The sequence below is a fragment of the Cyanobium usitatum str. Tous genome, from assembly GCF_003011885.1.
In the GTDB taxonomy this organism is placed as follows: Bacteria; Cyanobacteriota; Cyanobacteriia; order PCC-6307; family Cyanobiaceae; genus Cyanobium_A; species Cyanobium_A usitatum.
Genome location: NZ_PXXO01000011.1, coordinates 73,165 through 94,645, shown reverse-complemented (window position 1 = coordinate 94,645; position 21,481 = coordinate 73,165). Strand labels below are relative to the sequence as shown.

General features: G+C 65.1%; 20 protein-coding genes. 11 read left to right on the top strand and 9 right to left on the bottom strand.

Annotated features, from left to right (window positions below; genetic code table 11):
* Positions 1-210 precede the first annotated feature (210 nt).
* Positions 211-567: a hypothetical protein gene (locus tag C7K55_RS10255; protein ID WP_106632617.1), complete on the top strand. Its 357-nt coding sequence runs from the start codon at positions 211-213 to the stop codon at positions 565-567.
* A 59-nt stretch (positions 568-626) separates the two neighbouring features.
* Positions 627-1,052: a hypothetical protein gene (locus C7K55_RS10250; RefSeq protein WP_241518306.1), complete on the top strand. Its 426-nt coding sequence runs from the start codon at positions 627-629 to the stop codon at positions 1,050-1,052.
* Here C7K55_RS10250 and C7K55_RS10245 read toward each other — a convergent pair.
* Complete coding sequence (locus C7K55_RS10245; protein ID WP_241518305.1) at positions 1,031-1,999, bottom strand: aspartoacylase; 969 nt, start codon at positions 1,997-1,999, stop codon at positions 1,031-1,033. The two genes, C7K55_RS10250 and C7K55_RS10245, sit on opposite strands and share 22 nt — an antisense overlap.
* A 71-nt stretch (positions 2,000-2,070) precedes the next feature.
* Between C7K55_RS10245 and C7K55_RS10240 the strand changes: the two genes are divergently transcribed.
* The 4 genes from C7K55_RS10240 (at position 2,071) to C7K55_RS10225 (ending at position 5,971) form a co-directional block, all read left to right on the top strand.
* Positions 2,071-3,024: a glutathione S-transferase C-terminal domain-containing protein gene (locus tag C7K55_RS10240; RefSeq protein WP_106632636.1), complete on the top strand. Its 954-nt coding sequence runs from the start codon at positions 2,071-2,073 to the stop codon at positions 3,022-3,024.
* A complete protein-coding gene (locus C7K55_RS10235) occupies positions 3,021-3,662 on the top strand; it encodes a DUF2301 domain-containing membrane protein (RefSeq protein ID WP_106632616.1) in 642 nt (213 codons plus the stop codon). The genes C7K55_RS10240 and C7K55_RS10235 overlap by 4 nt, the downstream gene beginning before the upstream one ends.
* Positions 3,659-5,548 carry an ABC-F family ATP-binding cassette domain-containing protein gene (locus C7K55_RS10230; protein ID WP_106632615.1) on the top strand — a complete coding sequence of 630 codons (1,890 nt, stop codon included), beginning with the start codon at positions 3,659-3,661 and terminating at the stop codon, positions 5,546-5,548. The genes C7K55_RS10235 and C7K55_RS10230 overlap by 4 nt, the downstream gene beginning before the upstream one ends.
* Before the next feature lie 204 nt (positions 5,549-5,752).
* Positions 5,753-5,971 (top strand): CP12 domain-containing protein, encoded by a 219-nt coding sequence (locus tag C7K55_RS10225; protein WP_106632635.1) that lies wholly within the window; start codon positions 5,753-5,755, stop codon positions 5,969-5,971.
* Positions 5,972-5,991: 20 nt separating this feature from the next.
* Here the strand turns inward: C7K55_RS10225 and obgE are convergent, their stop codons facing one another.
* Positions 5,992-7,002 carry a GTPase ObgE gene (gene obgE, locus C7K55_RS10220; RefSeq protein WP_106632614.1) on the bottom strand — a complete coding sequence of 337 codons (1,011 nt, stop codon included), beginning with the start codon at positions 7,000-7,002 and terminating at the stop codon, positions 5,992-5,994.
* Between the two features lie 38 nt (positions 7,003-7,040).
* Here obgE and C7K55_RS10215 point away from each other — a divergent pair, with 38 nt between their 5' ends.
* Positions 7,041-8,267 carry an ABC transporter ATP-binding protein gene (locus tag C7K55_RS10215; protein WP_106632613.1) on the top strand — a complete coding sequence of 409 codons (1,227 nt, stop codon included), beginning with the start codon at positions 7,041-7,043 and terminating at the stop codon, positions 8,265-8,267.
* Here the strand turns inward: C7K55_RS10215 and C7K55_RS10210 are convergent.
* The 5 genes from C7K55_RS10210 to C7K55_RS10190 all read right to left on the bottom strand — a co-directional run bounded on the left by C7K55_RS10210 (position 8,255) and on the right by C7K55_RS10190 (position 14,056).
* Positions 8,255-10,693 (bottom strand): endonuclease MutS2, encoded by a 2,439-nt coding sequence (locus C7K55_RS10210; RefSeq protein ID WP_241518304.1) that lies wholly within the window; start codon positions 10,691-10,693, stop codon positions 8,255-8,257. The genes C7K55_RS10215 and C7K55_RS10210 overlap by 13 nt on opposite strands.
* Positions 10,690-11,079: a VOC family protein gene (locus C7K55_RS10205; protein WP_106632612.1), complete on the bottom strand. Its 390-nt coding sequence runs from the start codon at positions 11,077-11,079 to the stop codon at positions 10,690-10,692. Before C7K55_RS10205 ends, C7K55_RS10210 begins: the two co-directional genes overlap by 4 nt.
* Positions 11,080-11,099: 20 nt before the next feature.
* Positions 11,100-11,996 carry a hypothetical protein gene (locus tag C7K55_RS10200; RefSeq protein WP_106632611.1) on the bottom strand — a complete coding sequence of 299 codons (897 nt, stop codon included), beginning with the start codon at positions 11,994-11,996 and terminating at the stop codon, positions 11,100-11,102.
* A 64-nt stretch (positions 11,997-12,060) separates the two neighbouring features.
* The gene (gene hemB, locus C7K55_RS10195) at positions 12,061-13,062 is read right to left on the bottom strand and encodes a porphobilinogen synthase (protein WP_106632610.1); all 1,002 of its coding nucleotides are present in this window, start codon (positions 13,060-13,062) and stop codon (positions 12,061-12,063) included.
* A gap of 25 nt (positions 13,063-13,087) precedes the next feature.
* A complete protein-coding gene (locus C7K55_RS10190) occupies positions 13,088-14,056 on the bottom strand; it encodes a DnaJ C-terminal domain-containing protein (protein WP_106632609.1) in 969 nt (322 codons plus the stop codon).
* A gap of 171 nt (positions 14,057-14,227) precedes the next feature.
* Here C7K55_RS10190 and C7K55_RS10185 point away from each other — a divergent pair, with 171 nt between their 5' ends.
* The 3 genes from C7K55_RS10185 to C7K55_RS10170 all read left to right on the top strand — a co-directional run bounded on the left by C7K55_RS10185 (position 14,228) and on the right by C7K55_RS10170 (position 16,904).
* Positions 14,228-14,680, top strand: coding sequence for a hypothetical protein (locus tag C7K55_RS10185; protein WP_106632608.1), 453 nt, complete (start codon positions 14,228-14,230; stop codon positions 14,678-14,680).
* Positions 14,681-14,699: 19 nt separating this feature from the next.
* Positions 14,700-15,071 carry a hypothetical protein gene (locus C7K55_RS10180; protein WP_106632607.1) on the top strand — a complete coding sequence of 124 codons (372 nt, stop codon included), beginning with the start codon at positions 14,700-14,702 and terminating at the stop codon, positions 15,069-15,071.
* A 666-nt stretch (positions 15,072-15,737) separates the two neighbouring features.
* Positions 15,738-16,904: a THUMP domain-containing class I SAM-dependent RNA methyltransferase gene (locus tag C7K55_RS10170; protein WP_106632606.1), complete on the top strand. Its 1,167-nt coding sequence runs from the start codon at positions 15,738-15,740 to the stop codon at positions 16,902-16,904.
* On the opposite strand, the gene C7K55_RS10165 is transcribed toward C7K55_RS10170, so the two are convergent.
* Positions 16,901-17,287: a phage holin family protein gene (locus C7K55_RS10165; protein WP_106632605.1), complete on the bottom strand. Its 387-nt coding sequence runs from the start codon at positions 17,285-17,287 to the stop codon at positions 16,901-16,903. The genes C7K55_RS10170 and C7K55_RS10165 overlap by 4 nt on opposite strands.
* Complete coding sequence (locus C7K55_RS10160; RefSeq protein ID WP_106632604.1) at positions 17,284-17,706, bottom strand: glycine zipper domain-containing protein; 423 nt, start codon at positions 17,704-17,706, stop codon at positions 17,284-17,286. Before C7K55_RS10160 ends, C7K55_RS10165 begins: the two co-directional genes overlap by 4 nt.
* Before the next feature lie 117 nt (positions 17,707-17,823).
* Between C7K55_RS10160 and smc the strand changes: the two genes are divergently transcribed.
* A complete protein-coding gene (gene smc / locus C7K55_RS10155) occupies positions 17,824-21,444 on the top strand; it encodes a chromosome segregation protein SMC (RefSeq protein WP_106632603.1) in 3,621 nt (1,206 codons plus the stop codon).
* Positions 21,445-21,481 lie beyond the last annotated feature (37 nt).

Here is a 21,481-nt window from a genome sequence, read left to right as displayed (position 1 = left end):
ACCAGACGGAATCCCGTCGAGCGCAAGAACATTGCGTAACAGGACTGTAACGGAAGATTGCGGGATTAGTGAGAAGGGCGGCCGGGAGTCGCCAAAGCCCTGCTGATGAATTCCATAAGTACTGCTTATGCCGGGGTGCGGCGGCGGCAATCCGTAGCCAGCGGGCCGGCCCACTGCTAAGCAGAGGACAGCTCAGGATGCGTCTCCGGCATGGCCCTGCTCGTTCGATTTAAAGCCCTGCCTCTACGGGCCAGCCTGGCCACAGCAACCGTGGCCGCAGCCTGCCTGTTCTCTGCTGGCTGTCAGCGCCAACCCTCGGCCGAGCTGCAAAAGCTGCAGCAGCGCCAGGAGCAGTTGGAAGTAAAGATTCAGCAGCTAGAGCAAAAGCTCAACGCGGCACCCGCCGCTAACGGCGCCGACCCAGCTGGCAAGCCCCCGGCTGGAGCGATCAAATCCCTGACGTACCGCAGCGGCACTTCAGACGATCGCCTACGCGTTTATTGGGCTGATGGCAGCAAGAGCGACCTGCCCTGCACCAAGGAGCAGGCCACCTTGGTGTGTGGGTAAGTGGCCTTGACACTGACAGAGCCGCTGCGTTGAGCTGGATCTCTTAAGTAGATAAACCCATGGGTTCACCTTTTGCTTCAGCAGCGGCGTTGTTGAGTCCGCGACTGCTGGCGGGTTGCTTGTTGGTGGCCAATTGCCTGGGCGCAGGCAGCCTTTCATTTGTGAATGCGGCGCCGGCCCGGGCCCAGGCGGAGGCACCCGTCCCGTACAGCGCCGTGCGGGCCCTCAACTTGGCTCGCAACACCGCAGTGCAGACCAACGGGGGCTTGGGGCTCTACCGACCAGACAAGTGCATGTTTGAAACGGCTAGCGCCGGCAACAAATGCCTGATCAGCTCAACCAGTGATGGCTATCTCTTTCGCTTCCTAGGCGGCGCGCCTGGCTGGCAGCAACTAAATCTGGCGGCTTCGGTGGAAACCGAAATCCGCATCTCCAGTGACGGGAGCACCGTCCTTGGCATCGATTACAACGGCGCCCCGCGTTGAGCCAACTGGGAGGCAATGTCTGTTAGAGCCAGCAACCAGTCAGGCCCAACCGGCCAACACTCCCTGCGAGTGAGGCTTAGGGCAATGCCCTTTTCGCCGTAGGCGGCCTCATTCACAAAGACGGGGCAAACGGACTCCCCCACCAAATCCGGCGGTAGGGCCAGGCCAATTTCCTTGCCGCAGGGATCGATAAACACCGGATCTCCCGAACGCAAGGGACGCCAGTCGCGATGCTGTAACTCCGGATGCAGGCAAGCGGCAGGTGAACCATCTGGATGACGCGGCAAATCCAAGCTGCCCAGATGGCAATGCACCACCAGCTCAGCCGGCAGCCTCAGGCGGCCTCGCTGGGCTGCCGCCAACACGGCCAGGGCCGCCTCAACGCCGAGCTGGCTTTGACGGCAGATCTGAGCCTGGATAACCCCCTGGGGCACCGGACCCACCTCGATAACCAGGCCGCAGGGCCAGCGCTCAACCAAAAAGCCCGTTTGGGAAGCATCGGCCTCGTGCAAGTAAATCGGCAGCCCCAGCTCCCCCTGCAAACCCGCCGCCAGAGCGAGATCGGCCGGCCTCCGGCCATAGAGCACCAAGGAGTTACCCATAGCGCTGGTGGTGCTGTGCAGGTCGAGCACCACCAGCGAAGGAGCTTCGGCATCAGGGCCATGGCAAGCGAGCAGCTGGCGAGCGCGCTGCAGATCAGCTTCGTTTCTCGAGGAATCCGCCAGCAGCTCGGGAGCAAAGCAGCGATTTAAATCCCGCTCCACATAGCGCTGATTGACTTTGTGGGCAGCTGGGTTGCCAAGCACCAACGCCACATCAAGGCCGTGGCGCTGCAGGGCCTCGGGCTGGCGGCGCCAGTGCTCCAGCAGCCAGGGGGCGTTGCGTTCATTGCCGTGGGTGCCGGCCACGACCAGCACCTGGGCCGGTTTGACGATTTGGCTGATCAAAAAGAAGAAGGCCAGAAATGGATTTCGGACCCAGCCTGACGCAGATTCAGAGCTCTGCCGCCCCCGCAACCATGCCTCCCCCCGCCCCCTTGGTGCGCACGGCCCGCGCGTTCTGGCACTGGCAATGGCAACTGTTAATGGGTGGCCTGGGACCAGCTGATGCCGAGGGCAACTACCGCCGTCCCAGCGGAGCCTTCACGGCGCTGCCGCCCCTGCCAAGCGAAGCCGGCGCGGCTGATGGGCACGTGTTGATTGTGGGGCGCAGCTGCCCCTGGGCCCACCGGGCCTGGCTGGTGTGGAGCCTGCGCCAACTGGGCAGCAGCATCAACCTGGTGGTGGTGGACCCCGATCCAGCCGAGGGGCGCTGGCGCTTTGCCAATCCCTTCGAAGGCTGCGCCAGCTTGATCGAGCTCTACCAGCAATCAGGCTCTGATCCGGGGCAGCGGGCCACAGTGCCGGCGCTTTATTCCCGCAGTGAGCGGCGGATCCTGGTTACGGAGAGCGCCAGGCTGATCGAGCTGCTCAACCGCTGGCCCGCACCAGCAGGGCCCGATCTGGAGCCCCATAACCAGCAGGAAACCACAGAAATGTGGCGCACGCGGCTGCAGGGCGACGTCAATGACGGGGTGTACCGCTGTGGTTTCGCCCGCACCCAGGCTGCCTACGACCGGGCCGAGACGGCCTTGTTTGCAGCGCTCCTGGATGCCAATGGGGCCTTGGAGCAATCTCCCTGGCTAAGTGGGGCCCAACTAACCCTGGCCGACATAGGGCTTTTCCCGACCCTGATCCGGCTGGAGCTGGTTTATGCGCCCCTATTTGGTTGCAGCCGCCTACCCCTTTGGCAGCTTCCAGCCCTATGGGACTGGCGCCGGCGCTTCTACAGCCTGCCCGGAGTGGCCGAGACCTGCTTCCCGGAGGCCTGGCGCAGCGATTACTTCGGCGCCCTCTTTCCCCTCCATCCATCGGGAATCATCCCGGCCGGGCCGCCACTCGCCACACTGGTGCAAGGCCGTGCCCATCCATGACTGATCAGATCTTTGAAGGGGTGTACGGCACCTACACGATTGACGCCACCGACCGGAGGGAGGTGCTCGGCTACCGCCTTGCCCTCACGGCGGTGGCCATTGGCCAAGCAGGCCTGCTAGTGCAGTGGCGGCAGCTGGGAGCCGACCAGCTCTGGCCCTGGATGCTGCTGATGGCTGCAGGGCTGGGACTAGCCCTGCGCTGGATTCACATTTACTTAGTGCCCTTGCACCGGGCCCTGCAGCTTTTCTGGCTACTGGGCTGCCTGGGGGGCCTGGCATTGGCGATCCGCAGCGGCCCCGGCGCCATGATGCCGGCCCTGGCCAGCCAGCCCCTCTGGATCCTGGCCATTGGCCCCTTTTTCGCGGCCTTGGCGGGGGTTGGCTTCAAGGAATTTTTCTGCTTCAGGCGACCGGAGGCGATCGGCGTGACCCTGCTGCTGCCTATCGCCCTGCTGGGCCACCTCAGCGGCTTGCTGCCAGGAGCAATCACCACGGCCCTGCTGGCCCTGGAGAGCGGGCTTTTGCTGGTGCTGTGCCTGCGCAAGTTTCCCATGCCCGCCGCGGCTGATGTGGGCGACAAGAGCGTGTTTGCTTACCTCAAAGGCCAAGCTGGCCCAGCTGAGGAGGCTGCACTTTGAGCTTGATAAGCCTGGTGGAAGCCAGCAAGGACTTCGGCATCCGCACCCTGTTTGAGGGCCTCACCCTGCACATCGGCGAGCGGGAGAGGCTCGGGCTGATAGGTCCCAATGGGGCCGGCAAGAGCACCTTGTTGAAGGTGCTTGCGGGCAATGAGCCCCTCGGTAGCGGCCAACGCCGCTGCGCCCCCCGCACCCGGGTGGTGCTCGTAGACCAGGAGCCCGAGCTAGACCCCGAGCACACCGTGCTGGAGCAGGTGTTTGCCGGTAGCGGCGAGAAGATGGCTTTGCTGCGGCAGCACACGGCCCTGAGTCAGGCCGTGGCTGATGGCCCCGACAACGCCATCGCCCTGGCCCAGCTCAGCGACCTGCATGGCCGCATGGATCAGCTCAATGCCTGGGGGCTGGAGCAGCAGTGCCGCGAGGTGCTGGAGCGGCTAGGCATCGCCGACATCGAACGCAAGGTGGGCGACCTCTCCGGCGGCTATCGCAAGCGGGTCGCCCTGGCTGCAGCACTGGTGGCCGAGCCGGACGTGCTGCTACTGGATGAGCCCACCAACCACCTCGACGCCAACGGGGTGGAATGGCTGCAGAGCTATCTGGAGCGCTTCTCCGGCGCCCTGGTGCTGGTGACCCACGACCGCTACGTGCTCGATCGGGTCACCCGCCGGATCGTGGAGGTAGATCGGGGCCTGGCCCGCAGCTACGACGGCAACTACGCCACCTATCTCACCCATAAAGCTGAAGAGGAGGCATCTGAAGCGGCCTCAGCCGCCAAGTTCAAGGGCACGCTGCGGCGGGAACTGGCCTGGCTCAGGCAGGGTCCCAAAGCCCGCAGCACGAAGCAGAAGGCCCGTATCCAGCGAATTGAGGCGATGCGGGAGGCACCTCTGCGGCAGGGCCGCGGCCAGGTGAGCTTGGCCACCACCAGCCGGCGGCTCGGCAAGCGGGCCATCACCGCCGAGGACCTGGAGGTGAGTGTGGGCGAAGGACCTGAGACCAGGGCCCTGCTGCGCGCCTTCAGCTACGACTTCAGCCCGGAAGACCGGGTCGGCATCATTGGCCCAAACGGGGTGGGCAAGTCGAGCCTGCTTGAGGTGATCGCCGGCCGGCGCCAACCCAGCAGCGGCAGCCTGGAGCTGGGCTCCACCGTGAAGCTCGCCTACTTCGACCAGCACAGCGATGTGCTGCTCAAGCCCGACCAGAAGGTGCTGGAGGTGGTTCAAGCTGCCGCCAGTCGGGTGGCAGTGGACGGCGAAGAGCTGAGCGCCTCCCAGTTGCTGGAGCGCTTCCTGTTTCCACCAGCCCAACAGCACCAACCGGTGGCCAAGCTCTCCGGCGGCGAACGGCGGCGGCTCCATCTCTGCCGGCTGCTGATTGAGGCCCCCAACGTGCTGCTGCTCGACGAGCCCACCAACGACCTGGACGTACAGACCCTGAGCGTGCTCGAAGACTTCCTTGAAGACTTTCGCGGCTGCGTGGTGGTGGTCTCCCACGACCGCTACTTCCTCGATCGCACCGTGGATCGGCTGTTCTGCTTTGAGAATGGCGAGCTGCAGCGCTTTGAGGGCAACTACAGCGCCTACTTAGAAGCGAGCTCTACCCGCCAGGCCGCACCCAAGAACCCCAAGAATCCAGCCCCGGTAGCGCCCCAAGCCAGCAAGACCCAGACGCGGCGGCGGAGCTTTAAGGAGAGCCGGGAGCTGGGCGAATTGGAGGTAAACCTGCCTGCCTGGGAGAAGCAGCGCCGTGACCTGGAGCTGGCCCTGGCCAGTTCAGGCAGCGACTACGCCGCCCTTGAGGGACTCACCCAGGAGCTCGCCGCGTTAACTGAGCGCATCCATTGCGGCGAAGAGCGCTGGCTCGAACTCAGCGAGCTGGCGGGGTGAAACGGGGGCCGCAGCCATGGCTGGCAGCAGCGCGGAGAACGCTGGACGCACATTGTTGTCAATCCAACACATCACCAAAGCTCAGCTCCCGGCGCCATTGGGAGTGCTCAAAGAGTTGGCAGTGCATCTTCGGGGCGTCGATCCAGAACAGGCGCCCGTAAGGTGATCGGCGACGAGCTCCGGTACCTAGTGACCGGTATCCGAATGAAAAGCATCGACGAGCACATCCAGAAAGACCAGAGCGAGATCGAGGCCGCCAAGGCCGCTGGCGACCTAGGCAAGGTCCGCCACTTGGAGGAAGAGCTCCAGGGTCTCAAGGAGTTCAAAGAGCACCATCCCGAGGACAGCCACGACCCAACCCCACTGGAAGTGTTCTGTGACCTGAACCCTTCTGCCCCCGAGTGCCGCGTCTACGACGACTGAATTGCCTAAGGCTGAACTGCCTAAAGTTGAACAATGCCGAGCTGCTGCCACACCGCGGCCAGCAGCTGCGGCAAATTTTTGGAGGCCGCAGCTGAAACAGCCAGAACGGGCAAGCCGCCACGGGCCTGCACCTGCTGGCTCACCTTCTCTACCAGCTCTTCAAGACTGGCTGGATCGAGCAATTCGATCTTATTGAGCACTACTAGGCGGGGCCTCTGGTCGAGCCCATGGCCGTAGGCCGTGAGCTCCCCCTCGACCACGTTGAGGTCGGCGACCACATCCTCAGCGCTGGAATCGATCAGGTGGATCAGCAGCCTGGTGCGCTCGATGTGGCGTAGGAAGTCGTGCCCTAGCCCTGCCCCCTGGGCCGCTCCAGCGATCAAACCAGGAATATCGGCAAAGACGGTGCCGTCACCACTGGGACGGCGCACCACCCCCAGGTTGGGCACCAGGGTGGTGAAGGGGTAATCGGCGATCTTGGGCCGAGCTGCCGAAAGCACCGAAATCAAGGTGCTCTTGCCGGCATTGGGCAAGCCGATGATGCCAACCTCAGCCAACAGCTTGAGCTCCAGCTGCAGCAGCCACTCCTCTCCCTCCCGGCCCTCGGTGAACTTCTCCGGGGCCCGGTTGCGGTTGCTGAGGTAGTGGGCATTGCCAAGGCCGCCGCGGCCGCCAAAGGCCACCAGTAGCTCCTCACCTGCATCGGTGAGATCACCGAGCAAAATTGAGGTGCGGGCATCGCGAACCACCGTGCCGCATGGCACCTTGATCACCAGATGGTTACCGCTGGCACCGGTGCAGCGGTTGGGGCCGCCCCGGCGACCATCGACCGCCAAAAACTGGCGCTTGTACTTGAAATCCAGCAGGGTCTGGAGGTTGGCGTCAGCCACCAGCAGCACGTCGGCACCACGGCCGCCATCGCCGCCGGAAGGGCCGCCGGCTGGAACATATTTCTCGCGGCGAAACGCCACGATTCCGTCGCCGCCTCGGCCGGCTTTGACCGTTACGCGGGCTTGATCGATGAATTGCATTGGAACAAACCTAGGATCGCGCCGTCTGAAGGCCCGTCTTGGCAGAGGTTCGCTTCCAGCAGGTCAGTAAGACCTACCCACCCCGGCGCGGTGGTGATCCGGTGCAGGTGCTGCGCCAGCTGGATCTACAGATTCAGGACGGCGAATTTTTGGTGTTGGTTGGGCCCTCCGGCTGCGGCAAAAGCACCCTGCTGCGCCTACTGGCTGGCCTAGAGCAGCCCAGCCAGGGGGAGATCTACGTGGGCAATCGGCCCGTGAGCTCGCTGCGCCCAGCCCAACGAGACGTGGCGATGGTGTTCCAGAGCTATGCGCTCTATCCCCATCTCACGGTGGCCGGCAACATCGGCTTCGGCCTGCGCCGCAGCCGCAACCGCACGGCCCTTGAGCAGCTTCAAGACAGCCTGCACCTGGCCACCAGGCGGCTGCCAGGGCCCTTGCGGCTGCGCTCACGGCGGGAGGAGCGCATCGCCCAGCGCATCGCCGAGGTAGCGGAAACCCTGGAGCTCGGCCAGCTACTCGATCGGCTGCCAAAGGAGCTTTCCGGTGGCCAGAAGCAGCGGGTTGCCCTGGGCCGGGCCATCGCCAGGGCGCCGGCGGTGTTTTTGATGGACGAACCGCTCAGCAACCTCGACGCCAAGCTGCGCACCGGCACCCGCACCCAAATCGTTGAGCTGCAGCGACGCCTGGGCACCACCACCCTGTACGTGACCCACGACCAGGTGGAGGCTATGACTATGGGGCACCGGATCGCCGTGCTCAATGCCGGAAGGCTGCAGCAGCTCGGCACACCGATGGAGCTCTATCAGTGGCCCGCCAATTTGTTTGTAGCCCAGTTCATCGGCAGCCCGCCCATGAATCTGCTGCCGGTAACCGCGATAGGTGCGGGCCAGGTGCAACTAGGCAGCCGCAAGATGGCAGTTGAGGGGCCCCTGGCCGAGATGCTGGCATCACGGGCAGGGGAGGAGCTCACTGGCGGACTGCGGCCCGAGCACTTCCAGCTAGCTCCCGCCACCAACCGCAACCTGCGGGCCGAGGTGAGCCATGGAGAAGCCCTGGGCAACGAACAACTACTCACCTGCCGACTGGAGGAGGGCGGTCACCTGGTGCAGGTGCGGGTCGGCCCTGAAACAATCCTGCCGCCGGGGGCCAGCCTGAACCTCGATATAGATCCCCGCGGCTGGCGTCTGTTTGATGCGAGCGGCGAGGCCCTGCCCCTGCCCCCTGAGCCCGCAAGCCTGGAGCCGACCCTGCCCTATTTCACGTAAATCACGCTGCAGCCAGCCCCGCCGTCGCCCTGCTCGGCATCACTCACCCGCTCCACGTAGGGCACCGTTGCCAACCAGGCCCGTAGGCCGCGCTTGAGTTTGCCCGTGCCGATGCCGTGGATCGCCCACACGGGACCATTGGCGGCGCGCAGCCGCTCCTCCAAGGCCGCCTCGGCCTCATGCACCCGCAGGCCGCGCACATCAACGGTGTTGCGCTCGGAGCGCACATCCGGACCCCGGCCCCCCAGCCCCCGCTGACCCTTCACCTGCACGCGCACCTCAGGGGCTGAGGGTTTTTCGCCATGCAGCCCCTCGATGCCAGCCAGCTCCAGGGTCAGCCGCATCACCCCACAGCGCACCGTGAGTTCCCGGCCGTCATCGGCGATGGCAAGCACCTCACCGGCCTTGCCCAGCGATAACAGCCGCACCCGATCACCAACGGCGGGCATCCAGCCCCGGTGCTCGCGCCGCTCCGGGGTGGGGCGGTGCTGCTGCTCCAGCGATTTCAAACGCTGGCCGGCCTGGCGGGCGGTTTCGCCTAGGGCAGCGCTGCTGGCCTCCCCCCCATCAGGTCCCTGGCGCAGCCTCCTGATGATGCGCTTCACCTCGTTCTGTCCCTGACGAATCGAGCGCTCCAACTGCTGGCGCCGCTGTTCCTGAAGCTCGGCGCTCTGCTGGGTCTGCTGCTGCCAGCGCAGCAGCAACTCCTCGTGCAACAGCTCGGTGCGAGCCAGTAGGACGGCTGCTTCCTCGGCGGCTTCCTGCTGGCGTTGACGCTGATTTTCGAGGCCGGCGATCACCTGGTTCACCTCGCCCTCGCCAAGGGGCTCCAGCTGGGCGGCGGCGAGCTCCAGCACCGGCTCCCCCAGCCCCAGCCGGCGTGCAATCGCCAGGGCGTTGCTGCGACCCGGGATACCCCACTGCAGCCGGTAAGTAGGCGAGAGGGTGTCCACATCGAAGGCCACCGAAGCGTTCTCGAAGCGTGGATCGGCATATTTGAGCGCCTTGAGCTCACCGAAGTGGGTGGTAGCGATCGTGAGCCTGGCCCGATCGGCCAGGTGCTTGAGCAGGGCCGTGGCCAGGGCCGAACCCTCGAGGGGATCGGTGCCGGCTCCCACCTCATCGAGCAGCACCAGGGAGGCGCCGCCAGCAGCGCCAGGCCCAGGAAGAGCTTCGAGGATGCGGGCGATGCGGCGGATGTGGCCGCTGAAGGTGGAGAGGTTTTGTTGCAGCGATTGCTCATCGCCGATATCGGCAAGCACCTGGGCGCACCAGGGCAGGCGGGGCGTGCCGCTGCAGGGCAGAAACAAGCCAGCCCGGGCCATAAGAGCCGCCAAGCCAACGCTTTTGAGGGTCACGGTTTTGCCACCGGTGTTGGGACCCGTGATTGCCACCACCCGCAACTCCGCTGCCACCAGCAGGCTCACGGGCACCACCGCATGACCTCCCTGACGCCGCTGCTGCCAAAGCAGCAGGGGGTGGCGCAGCTCACGCAGCTCGAAGGGGGCGCTGGGGTCGTCTGCCAGCTCCGGGCGTACCGCTCCCAACCATTGGCCATAGCGCGCCCGAGCCACCCCCGCATCCAGGCGCACCAGCACCTGCTGGAGTGCGGCCAGAGCTTCAGCCTCCTCGCCCACCTGGGCGCTCAGGGCAGTAAGCACGGCCCGCTCCAGTTCCCGCTCGCGCCCCTCCAGGTCGCGTATGCGATTGCCCAGGGCAATCACCGCCTGGGGTTCGATGAACACCGTTTGTCCCGAAGCCGAGCTGTCGTGCACCAGCCCTGGCAACTGAGCGGCAGCGCCAGCCTTCACAGCCAGCACGGGACGGCCGTTGCGCTCCGAGATCACCGTGTCCTGGAGCATGGCGCCGCAGCGGCGCATCAGCTCCTGCAGTCGATCACGCCGATCTGAGCGGGCCCCAAGCAGCTGGCGCCGCAATCCCTCCAGGGGCGGACTGGCCCGATCCGCCACCCGGCCGCCCTCTTCAAGGCAAAAATGCAGCCGCTGCTCCAGCTCCGGCAGGGTGCGCAGCTCGGCCACCAGGGCCGTACAGACCGGCCGCAGCTGGGGATCGTCGATCTGGCGCCGCAGCCGGCGGGCCGCAGCCAGAGTGGTAGCCAAGGCCAGCAACTCCTCGCCCGGAGCCGTGCCGCCCTTGGCGCAGAGGGTCACCAGCACCGCGATATCGGCAACTCCCTGAAAACTCAGCCCCCCCTCCAGCAGCCCGTCGAGGCCCAGCAGCTCGGTGGTTTCAGCGAGCAGGCTGCGGCTGGCAGCGAGGCCAGCGGGCAGGGCCAGCGCCAGGCAGGCACAGCGGCCCGGAGCTGTGCTTGCAAAGCTGGCCAGCTGCTCAGCGAGCCGCGGCCACTCGAGCAGCTCCAGGGCCTCCTGCTGAATTGGGGCCAATGGGGCGGTGACGTCGTTCACCCGGGCAGGTTGGAGGGGATGCCGCCAGGGGGCTCGTAGAGCATCTCTAGCCAGTTGCCTTCCGGATCTTGGAGATAGAAGCTGGCAGTTCCGTCACGGTGGTCATGCACCGGGCCGCAGGAGCGGCCGGCCGCCACAAGCTGGGCGTGCACCGCATCCACCTCTGAGCGGTCGCGGAAATGGAAAGCAAAATGGGGCCCGGCAGCTTTGTAACTAGGGCTGAGCAGGGCCAAGCCCGTGTCGGCCCCAGGCCACTGCAAATAGGCCCAATCGGGTGCATCCCAGCAGAGCTGCAGGCCCAGGGAGACATAGAAGGCCTTGGCCCGCTCCATGTCCTGCACCCGCAGTGCCACATGGCCAAGGTGATGAACAGCAGCAGGAACCATGGCAACTGAACCGGGTGAGTTCATTGTGGGTTACAGAAACGGATCTTGAGGATCTGATCGAGCTTCACCACCAAAATCAGCCAGGTGGTGCCGGCCAAGGTGAGGAGGGGATAGGCGAGCGTGGGTGCAGGAATTAAGAAGGGAAGCAGGGCCAAACCGAAGGCCGGAGGACAACGAAGGCGAGCCAACCTGAGTAGCAACGCAGTAACCAAAACAGCCAAAAACGCGGCCAGCGGACTCACCCCTAGAGCCAGCACCAATACAGTTCCAGCCACAGCCGCTCCAGCAGTAACCACCAGGACGGCTAAGGAGCGGCCTTGCCAGGGACACTCATCAGCATTAGCCAACATCTCCCAGGCAATCACCAGCAAAGGGGGATACAAAACCAAGTGGGATCCCAGCAGCTGAACCATTACCAGAGCCCCCAGCAAGAAAACAGCCAAAGGCAGCAGCCAAGGAACCCTTTGCAACCAGGACTTAGGAGCAACCAAAGTTGAGATAGTTGGCACCGAGGGGGAGACTTGAGCCCGAGCCAGCGGCGGCATCAATTGAGAGCGAAGCATGACGATTAGGGCCAGCCCACCTGTGCCCACCAGAATCGCCACCGGGTACAAAAAACTCGTAATTCCCAACACTAAGGGCAATACCCCGGCCGAAATTGCCGGAATAACCGGCGAGCGTAGAAGCCGGATCACAAGCAAGCAGATCGCCAGATCCAATATCAGCGCGGTGGGGCCATAGGGCAGGGTGCGGGTGACCAGCACTCCAGGCGCAGCAGTTAATACGGGTGTCAGAGCCAGGAGTTTTGGGGAACGGGCCCAGCTACTGAGCGGATCGGCAAGCACAACAGAGGCGAGCGCCCCCAGCTCTGGAAACAACAGATAACTGATGCCACTAGCCCTGGCCAGCGCAGTCATCAAAGCGATGTAAGTAGCTGTAGCCAGACAAGGCCAAATCCAAAAATATCGGGAATTAATAAAATTACCCCTGGCGCAGCCACTGCGCAGCATCACAGGCGTGATAAGTGAGGATCAAATTAGCGCCAGCCCGCTTAAAACACAGCAGGGTTTCCAGCACCACGGCCCGCTCGTCGATCCAGCCCTTTTCAGCGGCGGCCTTCACCATGGCGTATTCACCACTTACGTTGTAAGCAGCAATTGGCAGCTCGGTTTCGCCACGCAGACGGTAGATGATGTCTAGGTAGGCAAGGCCAGGCTTAACCATCAAAATATCAGCACCCTCCTGTTCATCGAGCAGGGCTTCGGTGAGCGCTTCACGTCCATTGGACGGATCCATTTGATAGGTTGATTTATCATTCGGAATTGGCTTGCCCGCGCCAACCCGAGGGGCCGAATCAAGAGCTTCGCGGAAGGGGCCGTAATAAGCGGAAGAATATTTAGCTGTATAGCTAATAATGCCGATATGCTCGAACCCCTCCTCATCGAGGGCTTCGCGGATAGCCCCAACTCGTCCATCCATCATGTCGCTGGGGCCAATCAGATCCGCCCCTGCCCGAGCTTGGGCAACGGCTTGGCGACAGAGGATCGCCACCGTTTCATCGTTGAGCACTATCCCTTCATCGCTAACGATGCCGTCATGGCCGTCACAGGAGTAGGGATCGAGGGCCACGTCCGTCATGATCGCCATCTCGGGGTGCACCTCCTTAAGCCGGCGAATAGCTCGGGGTATCAGGCCACCTTCGTTGAAGCATTCGGCGCCGTCTTCGGTTTTAAGGCCATCGGCCACCTTGGGAAACAGCACTACGCAGCGGATGCCCAAGTCCCAAGCGCGGCCCACCTCCTGCACCAAGCCTTCGAGGCTCCAGCGCATAGCTCCTGGCATGGCACCAATTGGCTCGTTGGTGGCGCCTTCGTGCACGAAGAGCGGATAAATAAAGTCGGCAGCACTTAGGTGATGCTCCCGCACCATCGCCCGCAAAGCCGGGGTGCGGCGCAATCGGCGGGGACGGTAGGTGAGCTCCATGAAAACGGCCTGGCTGGCGCGGATCCTAGAGACGGGCCGCCTGAATCCAGCCAGAGCGGGGATCGGCGCTGCGGGCAGCACGCAACTGCTCCAGCAGCTGGCGCTCCTCGGCGCTGAGCTGCTCGGGCAACTTGAGCACCGGCGTAAGCAGCAGGTCGCCGCGGCCGTCCTTGAGGGGCCAGCCCTTGCCCTTGAGGCGCAGGCTGCGGCCCAGGGTCATACCAGGCGGCACCTGCACGGAGGCCTCACCGTCGGGGGTCGCCACCCGCACCTCACCGCCGAGGGCCAATTCATCAAGGCTGAGGGGCAGCTCGGCTCGCAGCTGGTCGCCATCGAGCTTCCACACCGAATGCTCCTGCAGCTGCAGGTTGAGGTACAGGTCGCCGCGGCGGCCGGTGCCGGGCTGCAGATTGCCCTTGCCCTTCAGCCGCAGGCGGCTGCCGTGCTTCACCCCTGGCGGGATGCGCACCTGCACCCGCTCGTCGTTGACGGCCAAGGTGCGCTCGGAACCGCGGAAAGCGTCGGCAAAGGAGAGGCTGATGCTGGCTTCGGCATCGAGATTGATCGGGGCGCTGCGGCCGCCGCCGGGCATGCCGCCAGCAAAGCCACCAGGGAAGCCTGAACTGAAACCAAAACCGCCCGGGGCACCACCGGGGGAGGGGCCGCCAAATCGACCTAGCAGGTCGTTGATGAAGTCGTCGAAGTTGCCATAGCGGCCAAAATCAACATCAACGCCGCCACTGGCCGAGCCACCGCCCGCCTGGCTCCAGTACTGGCCAAATTGTTCGTAGCGACGGCGTTTATCAGGATCGGAGAGCACTTCATAGGCCTCGCTCACCTCTTTGAACTTGGCCTCAGCCCCCGCATCGCCGGGGTTCACGTCCGGATGGTACTGACGGGCCAGCTTGCGAAAGGCGCGCTTGATGGCGTCGGCATCAGCGCCACGCTCAACCCCGAGGACACTGAAGTAATCGAGGTAGCCGTTCGCGCTCATCGACCACAAAACCACCGCACCTGTTCAGTGTCTCAGCCGCTGGGAACTTCCGCTGGGCCAAGGAAGGGCGGAAGGCCGAACGCGGCGGCGCGGCCATCGGCTGTGTTTTGCCCACACACACAGGCAAAAGCAAGCAACGGAACTAGTTTTGGTTGTTGCTTCTGGAAGCTGATGCCCTGGTTTGGCTCCCTGCGCTCCGGCCTGCTTATCGCCCTCAGCACTGTGCTGCTTGGCTTTACGGCCACTGCCAGCGCCGGTAGCGGCGCCACAGCTTCCGGCAGCTCCACCACTGCCACCTTGGGGGAGGCCCTTTCTGCTTCTACGCAGGAACAAAAAGAGCTAAGTGCCCACCTGCGCGCTAAGGGAGCTGTTTTTTATGGCGCCTGGTGGTGCCCGGCCTGCTTCCAGCAAAAAAACCTGTTTGGCAAGGAAGGGGGCAATTCCCTCCCCTATGTGGAGTGCGACAAGACTGACGATGGCCGTAGCCGCTGCATGGCCGCCCAGATACGGGCTTTCCCCACCTGGGACCTGGCGGGCAAGGAGCGCCGCGAAGGGGTACAAACAATTGAGGAGCTGAAAGTGTGGAGCGGCTTTAGCGGAGCTGCCAAGCCAAGCCAGCCTTGATTCCTAGTCGCCTCTCAATATGTCTTCGAATCTGCTGAAAGCCGCTCTCGTTGCGGCCGTCGTTTTGCCAGCCGGCAATGCAATAGCCCAAGGATTGGCGCCCATGGTTGGAGCCAGCGCTATTCAAGGCACCCTGCAGGGCACCTCCATGCCTGCTTACACAGGTGCGCTCGATAAAGCCCGCAACACCGTCAACACCGCCACCACCCAGCAAGATGCAACAGGCTCAGGCTCCAACCCAGGCCCTTCCTCCGCTCCGCTTGGCAGCTCAACTCAAAACATGGCTAGCGGTGCACCCAGCGGCGCTTCGGTAAACGGCCAGGCGATTCCGTTGTGCTCCCATGGCGGCCTATGCCAGGGCGCAGTGATGCGGGCAATCGGGCGACCCTGAAGCAGCCGCCGTGCAAAGACTGCGGTCCCTGGGGGATCTCTGAAGCGCAAGGCTCAGAACAATCCTGGGGTTCTTAGTTGCGAGTTAGGGGCGAGGCGCTCGAGCGGCGCAGTGAATCTGAGCCGCTGCTCGTCCCAGGCTGCCAACAGCGCAGCCAAGGCAACCAGCGCAACCAGGCCAATGCCTAAAGAGAGACCTGGGCGTCTCGATCGGGAGCGCCGCTGACGCCGGGGCGTCTGGGCTGCCCCCAGCGGCCTGGCGCAACCACCACACACCAGTCGTCCAGCCAGGCTGCGATCCGCCTTAACCGACCAACTGCCGCAGTGGGGACAGGCCATCGCTCGGGCGAGCTGCAATGGGAAGGCCCCTTCCAGGGCCCATGGATCATTTGGGTGATAAGGCTGACCTCACCCCATCTCCCTTACAGGGTCAGGCAGCCACAGGGGCGGTCTGACGGGAGAAAGCAACGATGTTGTTCGCTGTTACGTGTGTGCTCTTACCGAGCAGGCTTCAGTCACCCTCCTTATACCCCGTCGAAACCATTGCAGCCCCGTTTAAGTGGAGCTGAGCGGAATCGAACCGCTGTCCGAAGCACTGGTGTGAGCCACCTAGTCAGGCCGAAACCTGACTGGTTCATTGTGGCAGCAAGCAAGGGCAGGCGCAGGGGTGGGCATCACCGAACCAAACAGCACATCAATCAGCGGCATAGCGGTTGTGCCACCGGGGCTCGAAGAAGCCGCGGCGGCTGAGCTCACGGCCTTGGGCTGCCAAGCCGCAGCACGCCTACGCCGGGCCGTGCGCTTCCAAACAGACCTGGCTGGCTTCTACCGGCTGCACCTGCAAGCCCGCCTGCCCTTCCGGCTCCTGCTTGAACTGGCTCAATTTCCCTGTCGCAGCAAGGACGAGCTCTACGACGGTGTGCAGCGCGCCGTCGACTGGAGCCGCTGGCTGCCTCCTGGCGCCACCTTCCGCGTCGATGCCACCGGCAGCGCTCCTGGCCTCAACCACAGTCACTACAGCGCCCTGCAGGTCAAAAATGCCCTGGTGGATCTGCAGCGCCAGCAGTGGGGCGCCCGCTCCTCCGTTGACCTCGACGATCCCGACCTCTCCATCCATCTGCACCTCGGCGGCGGCGAAGCAGCCCTGAGCCTCGATGGCAGCGGCGGCAGCATGCACCGCCGCGGCTACCGGGCTGCCATGGGCCTGGCCCCGCTCAAGGAAAACCTCGCCGCCGGCCTGATCGCCCTCACCGGCTGGGATGGCTCGGTGCCCCTGGCCGACCCCCTTTGCGGCTCCGGCACCCTGCTGATTGAGGCGGCCTGCATGGCCCTGGGCCGGGCGCCGGGTCTGGGCCGCCGCTTCGCCCTGGAGCGCTGGCCAAAGTTCGACTCCCAGCTCTGGCAACAGGAGCGGCGAGCGGCCAGCTCCCTAGCCCGAGAGACGCTCCCCAGCGGAGAAGCTCTGGCGCCGATCGTTGGCAGGGAGCAAGATCCCGGCGTGCTTGATCAAGCCCACAGCAACGCTGAGGCTGCCGGCATCGCAAGTGCCCTGGAACTGAGCCTGGGCGACTGCCGCGACTTTGTGCCTCCGCCAGGGCCGGGCATCTTGGTGTGCAACCCGCCCTATGGGGAGCGCATCGGCGAGCGTGATGCTCTGGAGCCTCTCTACGCCGACCTGGGCCGCATGGTGAAAGAGCGTTGCGGCGGCTGGAGCCTGTGGCTGCTCAGCGGCAACCCGGAGCTCACCGGCGCCCTCAAAATGAAGGCCAGCCGCCGCATCCCAATCAGCAACGGAGGAATTGACTGCCGCTGGCTGCACTATGAGGTGCGTTAACGGCCCAGGAGCGCCTTGGTCGTTTTGCTCAGGCCAGCGGTGGTCTGGGGCAGGTAGGGCCCCTTAAGTAGCTGGCCGCCCACCCGCACGAACACCCCGGCCAGCACCAGATCCAGGGCTGCCACCACCAGGGCGGCCTGGATCCAACTGAGCCCCTGGGCGTCGTGCAGCCACAGCAGCAGGGCCAGCTCGGCGCCGATCAGCGCCAACAGCAGCAGCGCCAGGCCACCGCTGAGCAGCAGGCCACCGCTGATCAGGCGCCGCTTCTCCCGGTCCACTTCCTGCAGGGCGATGCGCACGTGCAGGTCCATCACCGAGGTCATCAAGGCACCGACCCGGCCGGCCGCCACCCGGGCAGGGCCTGGCGAGTTCGGATCCGTCATGAGGAACGCCGGCCCGAGGCGAGCAGCAGACCGAGCAGCACCCCGACGCCGGTGGCGATGCCGATCGCCATCAGCGGACGCTCCCGCACCGGCTTCTCAATGCGAGGCCGCAAGGTGGTGTTGAGCTCATCGAGCAGGTTTTCCAGCTGGGCCTCCAAGGGCGCCAGGTTGTCCGCTAGGCGGCTGGTCTGGTCCCCGGCCACCTCGAGGAGGTCGAGCAACTGGTCCTTCACCGCACTAGCGGTGCGGCCGGTCTGGCTGGAAATCACCTCAACCACTTCATCAAAACTGCCCCGGGTGGCCTCCAGGGTCTGGCGGGCAACGGCCGGCCACTCCCGCTGAATGGTGGGGATCAGGGTCTCAAAACGGTCACGGAAGCCCTCTGGGCTGGCGGCGCGGGGAGGCGTTTCAGCGGTCATGGCAGTTCTGCGGTCATGGTGAGAGAGGGCGACTGCGAAGCTCAGACCACAAGGTAAGGAGGGGGTTGAGCTTTCGAAACCCTCCGCTACATTTCTGCTGCTCGGCGCACGGGCCTGTTGGTTCACATCAATCAGGTCGAGCTCACCCACTTCAAGTCCTTTGGCGGCTCGATCACGATTCCGCTGCAAGAAGGTTTCACGGTGGTCACGGGCCCCAATGGCTCCGGCAAAAGCAACATCCTTGATGCGGTGTTGTTTTGTCTGGGCCTGGCCAGCAGCCGCGGCATGCGGGCAGATCGCCTGCCGGATCTAATCAACAGCGCCATGCTGCGCGAGGGCAAGGCCGCCGAAACCTCGGTGAGCGTGCGCTTTGACCTCAGTGAGTGGCAACCCGACCAGGCCGAAGCTGGCCTGGAGCCCCCAGAAGAAGGGCCCTGGATCAAGCCAGGCCAACAGGAGTGGACGGTGAGCCGGCGCCTGCGGGTTGCCCCCGGCGGCACCTATGCCAGCAGCTTCAGCGCCGATGGGGTGAGTTGCAATTTGCAACAGCTCCAAAGCCAGCTGCGGCGCCTACGGGTGGATCCGGAAGGCAGCAATGTGGTGATGCAGGGAGACGTCACCCGCATCGTCTCGATGAGCGCCCGGGACCGGCGCGGCATCATCGACGAGCTAGCTGGTGTCGCCCTATTCGACAGCCGCATCGAACAGAGCCGCGGCAAGCTTGATGAGGTGCAAGAGCGTCAGGAGCGCTGCTCAATCGTGCAGCAGGAGCTGCTCAGCTCCCGCCTGAAACTTGAGCGCGACTGCGCCAAAGCCCGCACCTATCAAGACCTGCGCCAGCGCCACCACAACGGCCGCATGCAGGAGCAGGTGCTGGCCTTTGAAGCAGCCCAGGCGAACCAAGCTGCCCTGCGGCAACGCAGCGCCAGCCTCGCCAGTCAGCAACAGGCTGAACGCGAGGCGATCAGCGAGGGAGAAACGGGCCTGGCTGCCGCCGCCACCGTGCTCGAGCAACTCCAAGCTGAGGTAAAAGCCCTAGGTGAAGATCAGCTGATCGCCGTGCAGGCCGAGCTGGCAGGCCTGGAGGCCACTGGCCGCGAACTAACCCGCCAGGCAGGCAAACACCAGCTCGATGCCGAGGCCCTGCAACGCCAGCGCCACGAGCTGGCCCGCACTCAGGGCGAGCTGCGCCAGCAGCAGCAGGCCCTCGAGACCAGTTCCGACCAAGCCGCTCTCAGTGATGCCGACGCCGGCTGCCGCGATGCCGAAGCCGCCGTGGAGCTATCGCGCCGCCGGCTTGGCGAGGTGGCGGGGCGCTCCGGCAGCTGGTTGGAAGAACAGCAGCAGCGCAGCCGCGCCCGCCAGCAGCTCGGCGAGCAGATCAGCCCCCTGGAGGCCGAGCGTCAGCAATTACAGGAGCGGCTGCGGCAGCACCAGGAGCGCCTGGCCGAGCTCGGCGCCGAAGAGCAGCAGGAAGGGGCCAGCCATCGCAGTGCCCAGCAGCAACTGGAGGCCACCGAAAGCAGCTGGCAGCAAGTGCTGGAAGCCACCCGCCTGGAGCAGCAGCAGGTGCAGGAGCTAGCCGAAGCCCTGGCCCTTCAGCAGCGAACCCGCAGCCGCCTCGAGCAGGAGCAAACCCAGCTCGAGCGCGAAATCGCCCGGCTAGACAGCCGCCGCGACACTCTGCAGGAAAGCCGCGGTACCGGCGCCCTGCGGGTACTGCTGGAGGCTGGCATGGACGGCATCCACGGGCCGGTGGCCCAGCTCGGCGAAGTGGAGGAGCGGGTGCGCCTGGCGCTGGAAGTGGCCGCCGGCGGCCGCCTCGGCCAGGTGGTGGTCGACGACGACCGCATCGCCGCCCGGGCGATCGAGCTGCTCAAAAGTCGCCGGGCAGGCCGGCTTACCTTCCTGCCGCTCAACAAGATTCGGGGTGGCTCCGGTAGCGGCTCCAGTGGTAGCGGCGGAGCCGCCCTGCAACGCGGGGGAGCAGCAGGTGGCCCTGCAAGCGGTGGGCTGGTGGGCAAGGCGGTGGATCTGGTGGGTTACGAGCCCGTTTACGCCGAGGTGTTCCGCTACGTCTTCGGCGACACCCTGGTGTTCGACAGCCTGGCCAATGCCAGACGCGAACTGGGCCGCTGCCGGGCCGTGACCCTCGACGGCGAACTGCTGGAGAAGAGCGGCGCCATGACCGGCGGCAGCCTGCAACAGCGGGGCAGCCAGCTCAGCTTCGGCCGCAGCCAGGACGGCGACGAAGCCGCACCCCTACGCCAGCGCTTGCTGGAACTGGGCGAGAGCCTGCTGGCCTGCCGGCGCAAGGAAGCCGAGCTGGGCCAGCAGCTCGAGGCCCTGCGCCCCCGGCTGCTCTCACACCAGCAGCGCCAGGCGGGCCTGGAGGCCGAGCGCAGCGCCGCCCAGCGGGCCCTAGCCCCCCAACTGCAACGCCAGCAGCAGCTGGGCAGTCGCCTGGGCCAACTGCAGGAGGCCTTGCAGAGCGATCTGCAGCGCCAGCAGCAACTCGAATCCCTGCTGTTGCCGCTGCAGCAACAACGCCTCGCCTTGGAAGAGGCCGAAGCTGCAGTGCAATCCTCCGGCGATGCGGCCCGCTGGCAGGGGCTGCAGAGCGAGCTGGAGGCGGCCGACTCGGCCCTGGCCGCGGCCCGCAGCCAGCGTGATGGGCTGCTGGCGGCCCGGCGCGAACGGGCCCTGAGCGCCGAGCGCCTCAGCAACCAGCTCGAGGCCCTGAGCGCCGATGAACAGCGGCTGGTGGCCGCTGTGAACACCCTGGTGGAGGAGCGAGCTCGCTGGAAAGAGCAGCACCAGGCGGATCAGTTGCGGCGCAGCACCTTGGCAGCCGAGCAGCAGCAGCTGCAAACCCGCTTTGGCGAAAGCCGCCGCGCCCGCGATGCCGCCGAAGCCCAGCTGGCCGCCCAGCGCCAGGCCCTGCAACAGCGCCAATGGGAACTGCAACGCCTCGGCGAGGAGATCGAATCGCTGGCCGAACAGCAGCGTGGCGAGCAGCTGCGCCTAGAACAACTGGAGCGGGAACTGCCTGAGCCAAGGCCGGAGATTCCCGCAGAAGTGCGGGAGGCGGGTCTGGAAGCCCTGCAGGCGGAGCTGCGCAGCCTGCGGGCCCGGATGGAAGCCCTCGAACCGGTGAACATGCTCGCCCTCGAGGAGCTTGAGCAGCTCGAAACCCGCTTGGCGGAATTAGAGGAGCGGCTCGAAGTGCTCAGCAAGGAGCGCGAAGAGCTGCTGCTGCGCATCGAAACCGTGGCCACCCTGCGCCAGGAGGCCTTCCTTGAAGCCTTCACAGCGGTGGATGGCCATTTCCGCACAATCTTTGAAGGGCTATCCGACGGAGAGGGGCACCTGCAGCTGGAAAACCCGGAAGCACCCCTTGAAGGTGGCCTCACCTTGGTGGCCCACCCCAAGGGCAAGGCGGTGCGGCGTCTCAACTCCATGAGTGGCGGCGAGAAATCGCTCACGGCGCTGAGCTTCCTGTTTGCCCTGCAGCGCTTCCGCCCTTCGCCCTTCTATGCATTAGACGAAGTCGACAGCTTTCTCGACGGCGTCAACGTGGAGCGCCTCGCCGCCCTGATTGCCGGCCAGGCAGACCAGGCCCAATTCATGGTGGTGAGCCACCGGCGCCCGATGATCGCCGCCGCAACCCGCACCATTGGTGTCACCCAAGCCCGGGGCGCCCACACCCAGGTGGTCGGGTTACCGCCCGCTGCCTGAGCCGCCCCTTCCCCAGCGGAGCAGGTGAGCCACAATG

Bases quoted from the DNA above. Each gene is read 5' to 3' on its own strand.
- C7K55_RS10250 (WP_241518306.1), top strand. From the start codon at position 627: ATGGGTTCACCTTTTGCTTCAGCAGCGGCGTTGTTGAGTCCGCGACTG.
- C7K55_RS10180 (WP_106632607.1), top strand. From the start codon at position 14,700: ATGTCTTCGAATCTGCTGAAAGCCGCTCTCGTTGCGGCCGTCGTTTTG.
- obgE (WP_106632614.1), bottom strand. From the start codon at position 7,002: ATGCAATTCATCGATCAAGCCCGCGTAACGGTCAAAGCCGGCCGAGGC.
- C7K55_RS10240 (WP_106632636.1), top strand. From the start codon at position 2,071: ATGCCTCCCCCCGCCCCCTTGGTGCGCACGGCCCGCGCGTTCTGGCAC.
- C7K55_RS10200 (WP_106632611.1), bottom strand. From the start codon at position 11,996: ATGACTGCGCTGGCCAGGGCTAGTGGCATCAGTTATCTGTTGTTTCCA.
- C7K55_RS10255 (WP_106632617.1), top strand. From the start codon at position 211: ATGGCCCTGCTCGTTCGATTTAAAGCCCTGCCTCTACGGGCCAGCCTG.
- C7K55_RS10165 (WP_106632605.1), bottom strand. From the start codon at position 17,287: ATGACGGATCCGAACTCGCCAGGCCCTGCCCGGGTGGCGGCCGGCCGG.
- C7K55_RS10235 (WP_106632616.1), top strand. From the start codon at position 3,021: ATGACTGATCAGATCTTTGAAGGGGTGTACGGCACCTACACGATTGAC.
- C7K55_RS10205 (WP_106632612.1), bottom strand. From the start codon at position 11,079: ATGGTTCCTGCTGCTGTTCATCACCTTGGCCATGTGGCACTGCGGGTG.
- C7K55_RS10190 (WP_106632609.1), bottom strand. From the start codon at position 14,056: ATGAGCGCGAACGGCTACCTCGATTACTTCAGTGTCCTCGGGGTTGAG.
- C7K55_RS10160 (WP_106632604.1), bottom strand. From the start codon at position 17,706: ATGACCGCTGAAACGCCTCCCCGCGCCGCCAGCCCAGAGGGCTTCCGT.
- hemB (WP_106632610.1), bottom strand. From the start codon at position 13,062: ATGGAGCTCACCTACCGTCCCCGCCGATTGCGCCGCACCCCGGCTTTG.
- C7K55_RS10225 (WP_106632635.1), top strand. From the start codon at position 5,753: ATGAAAAGCATCGACGAGCACATCCAGAAAGACCAGAGCGAGATCGAG.
- C7K55_RS10185 (WP_106632608.1), top strand. From the start codon at position 14,228: ATGCCCTGGTTTGGCTCCCTGCGCTCCGGCCTGCTTATCGCCCTCAGC.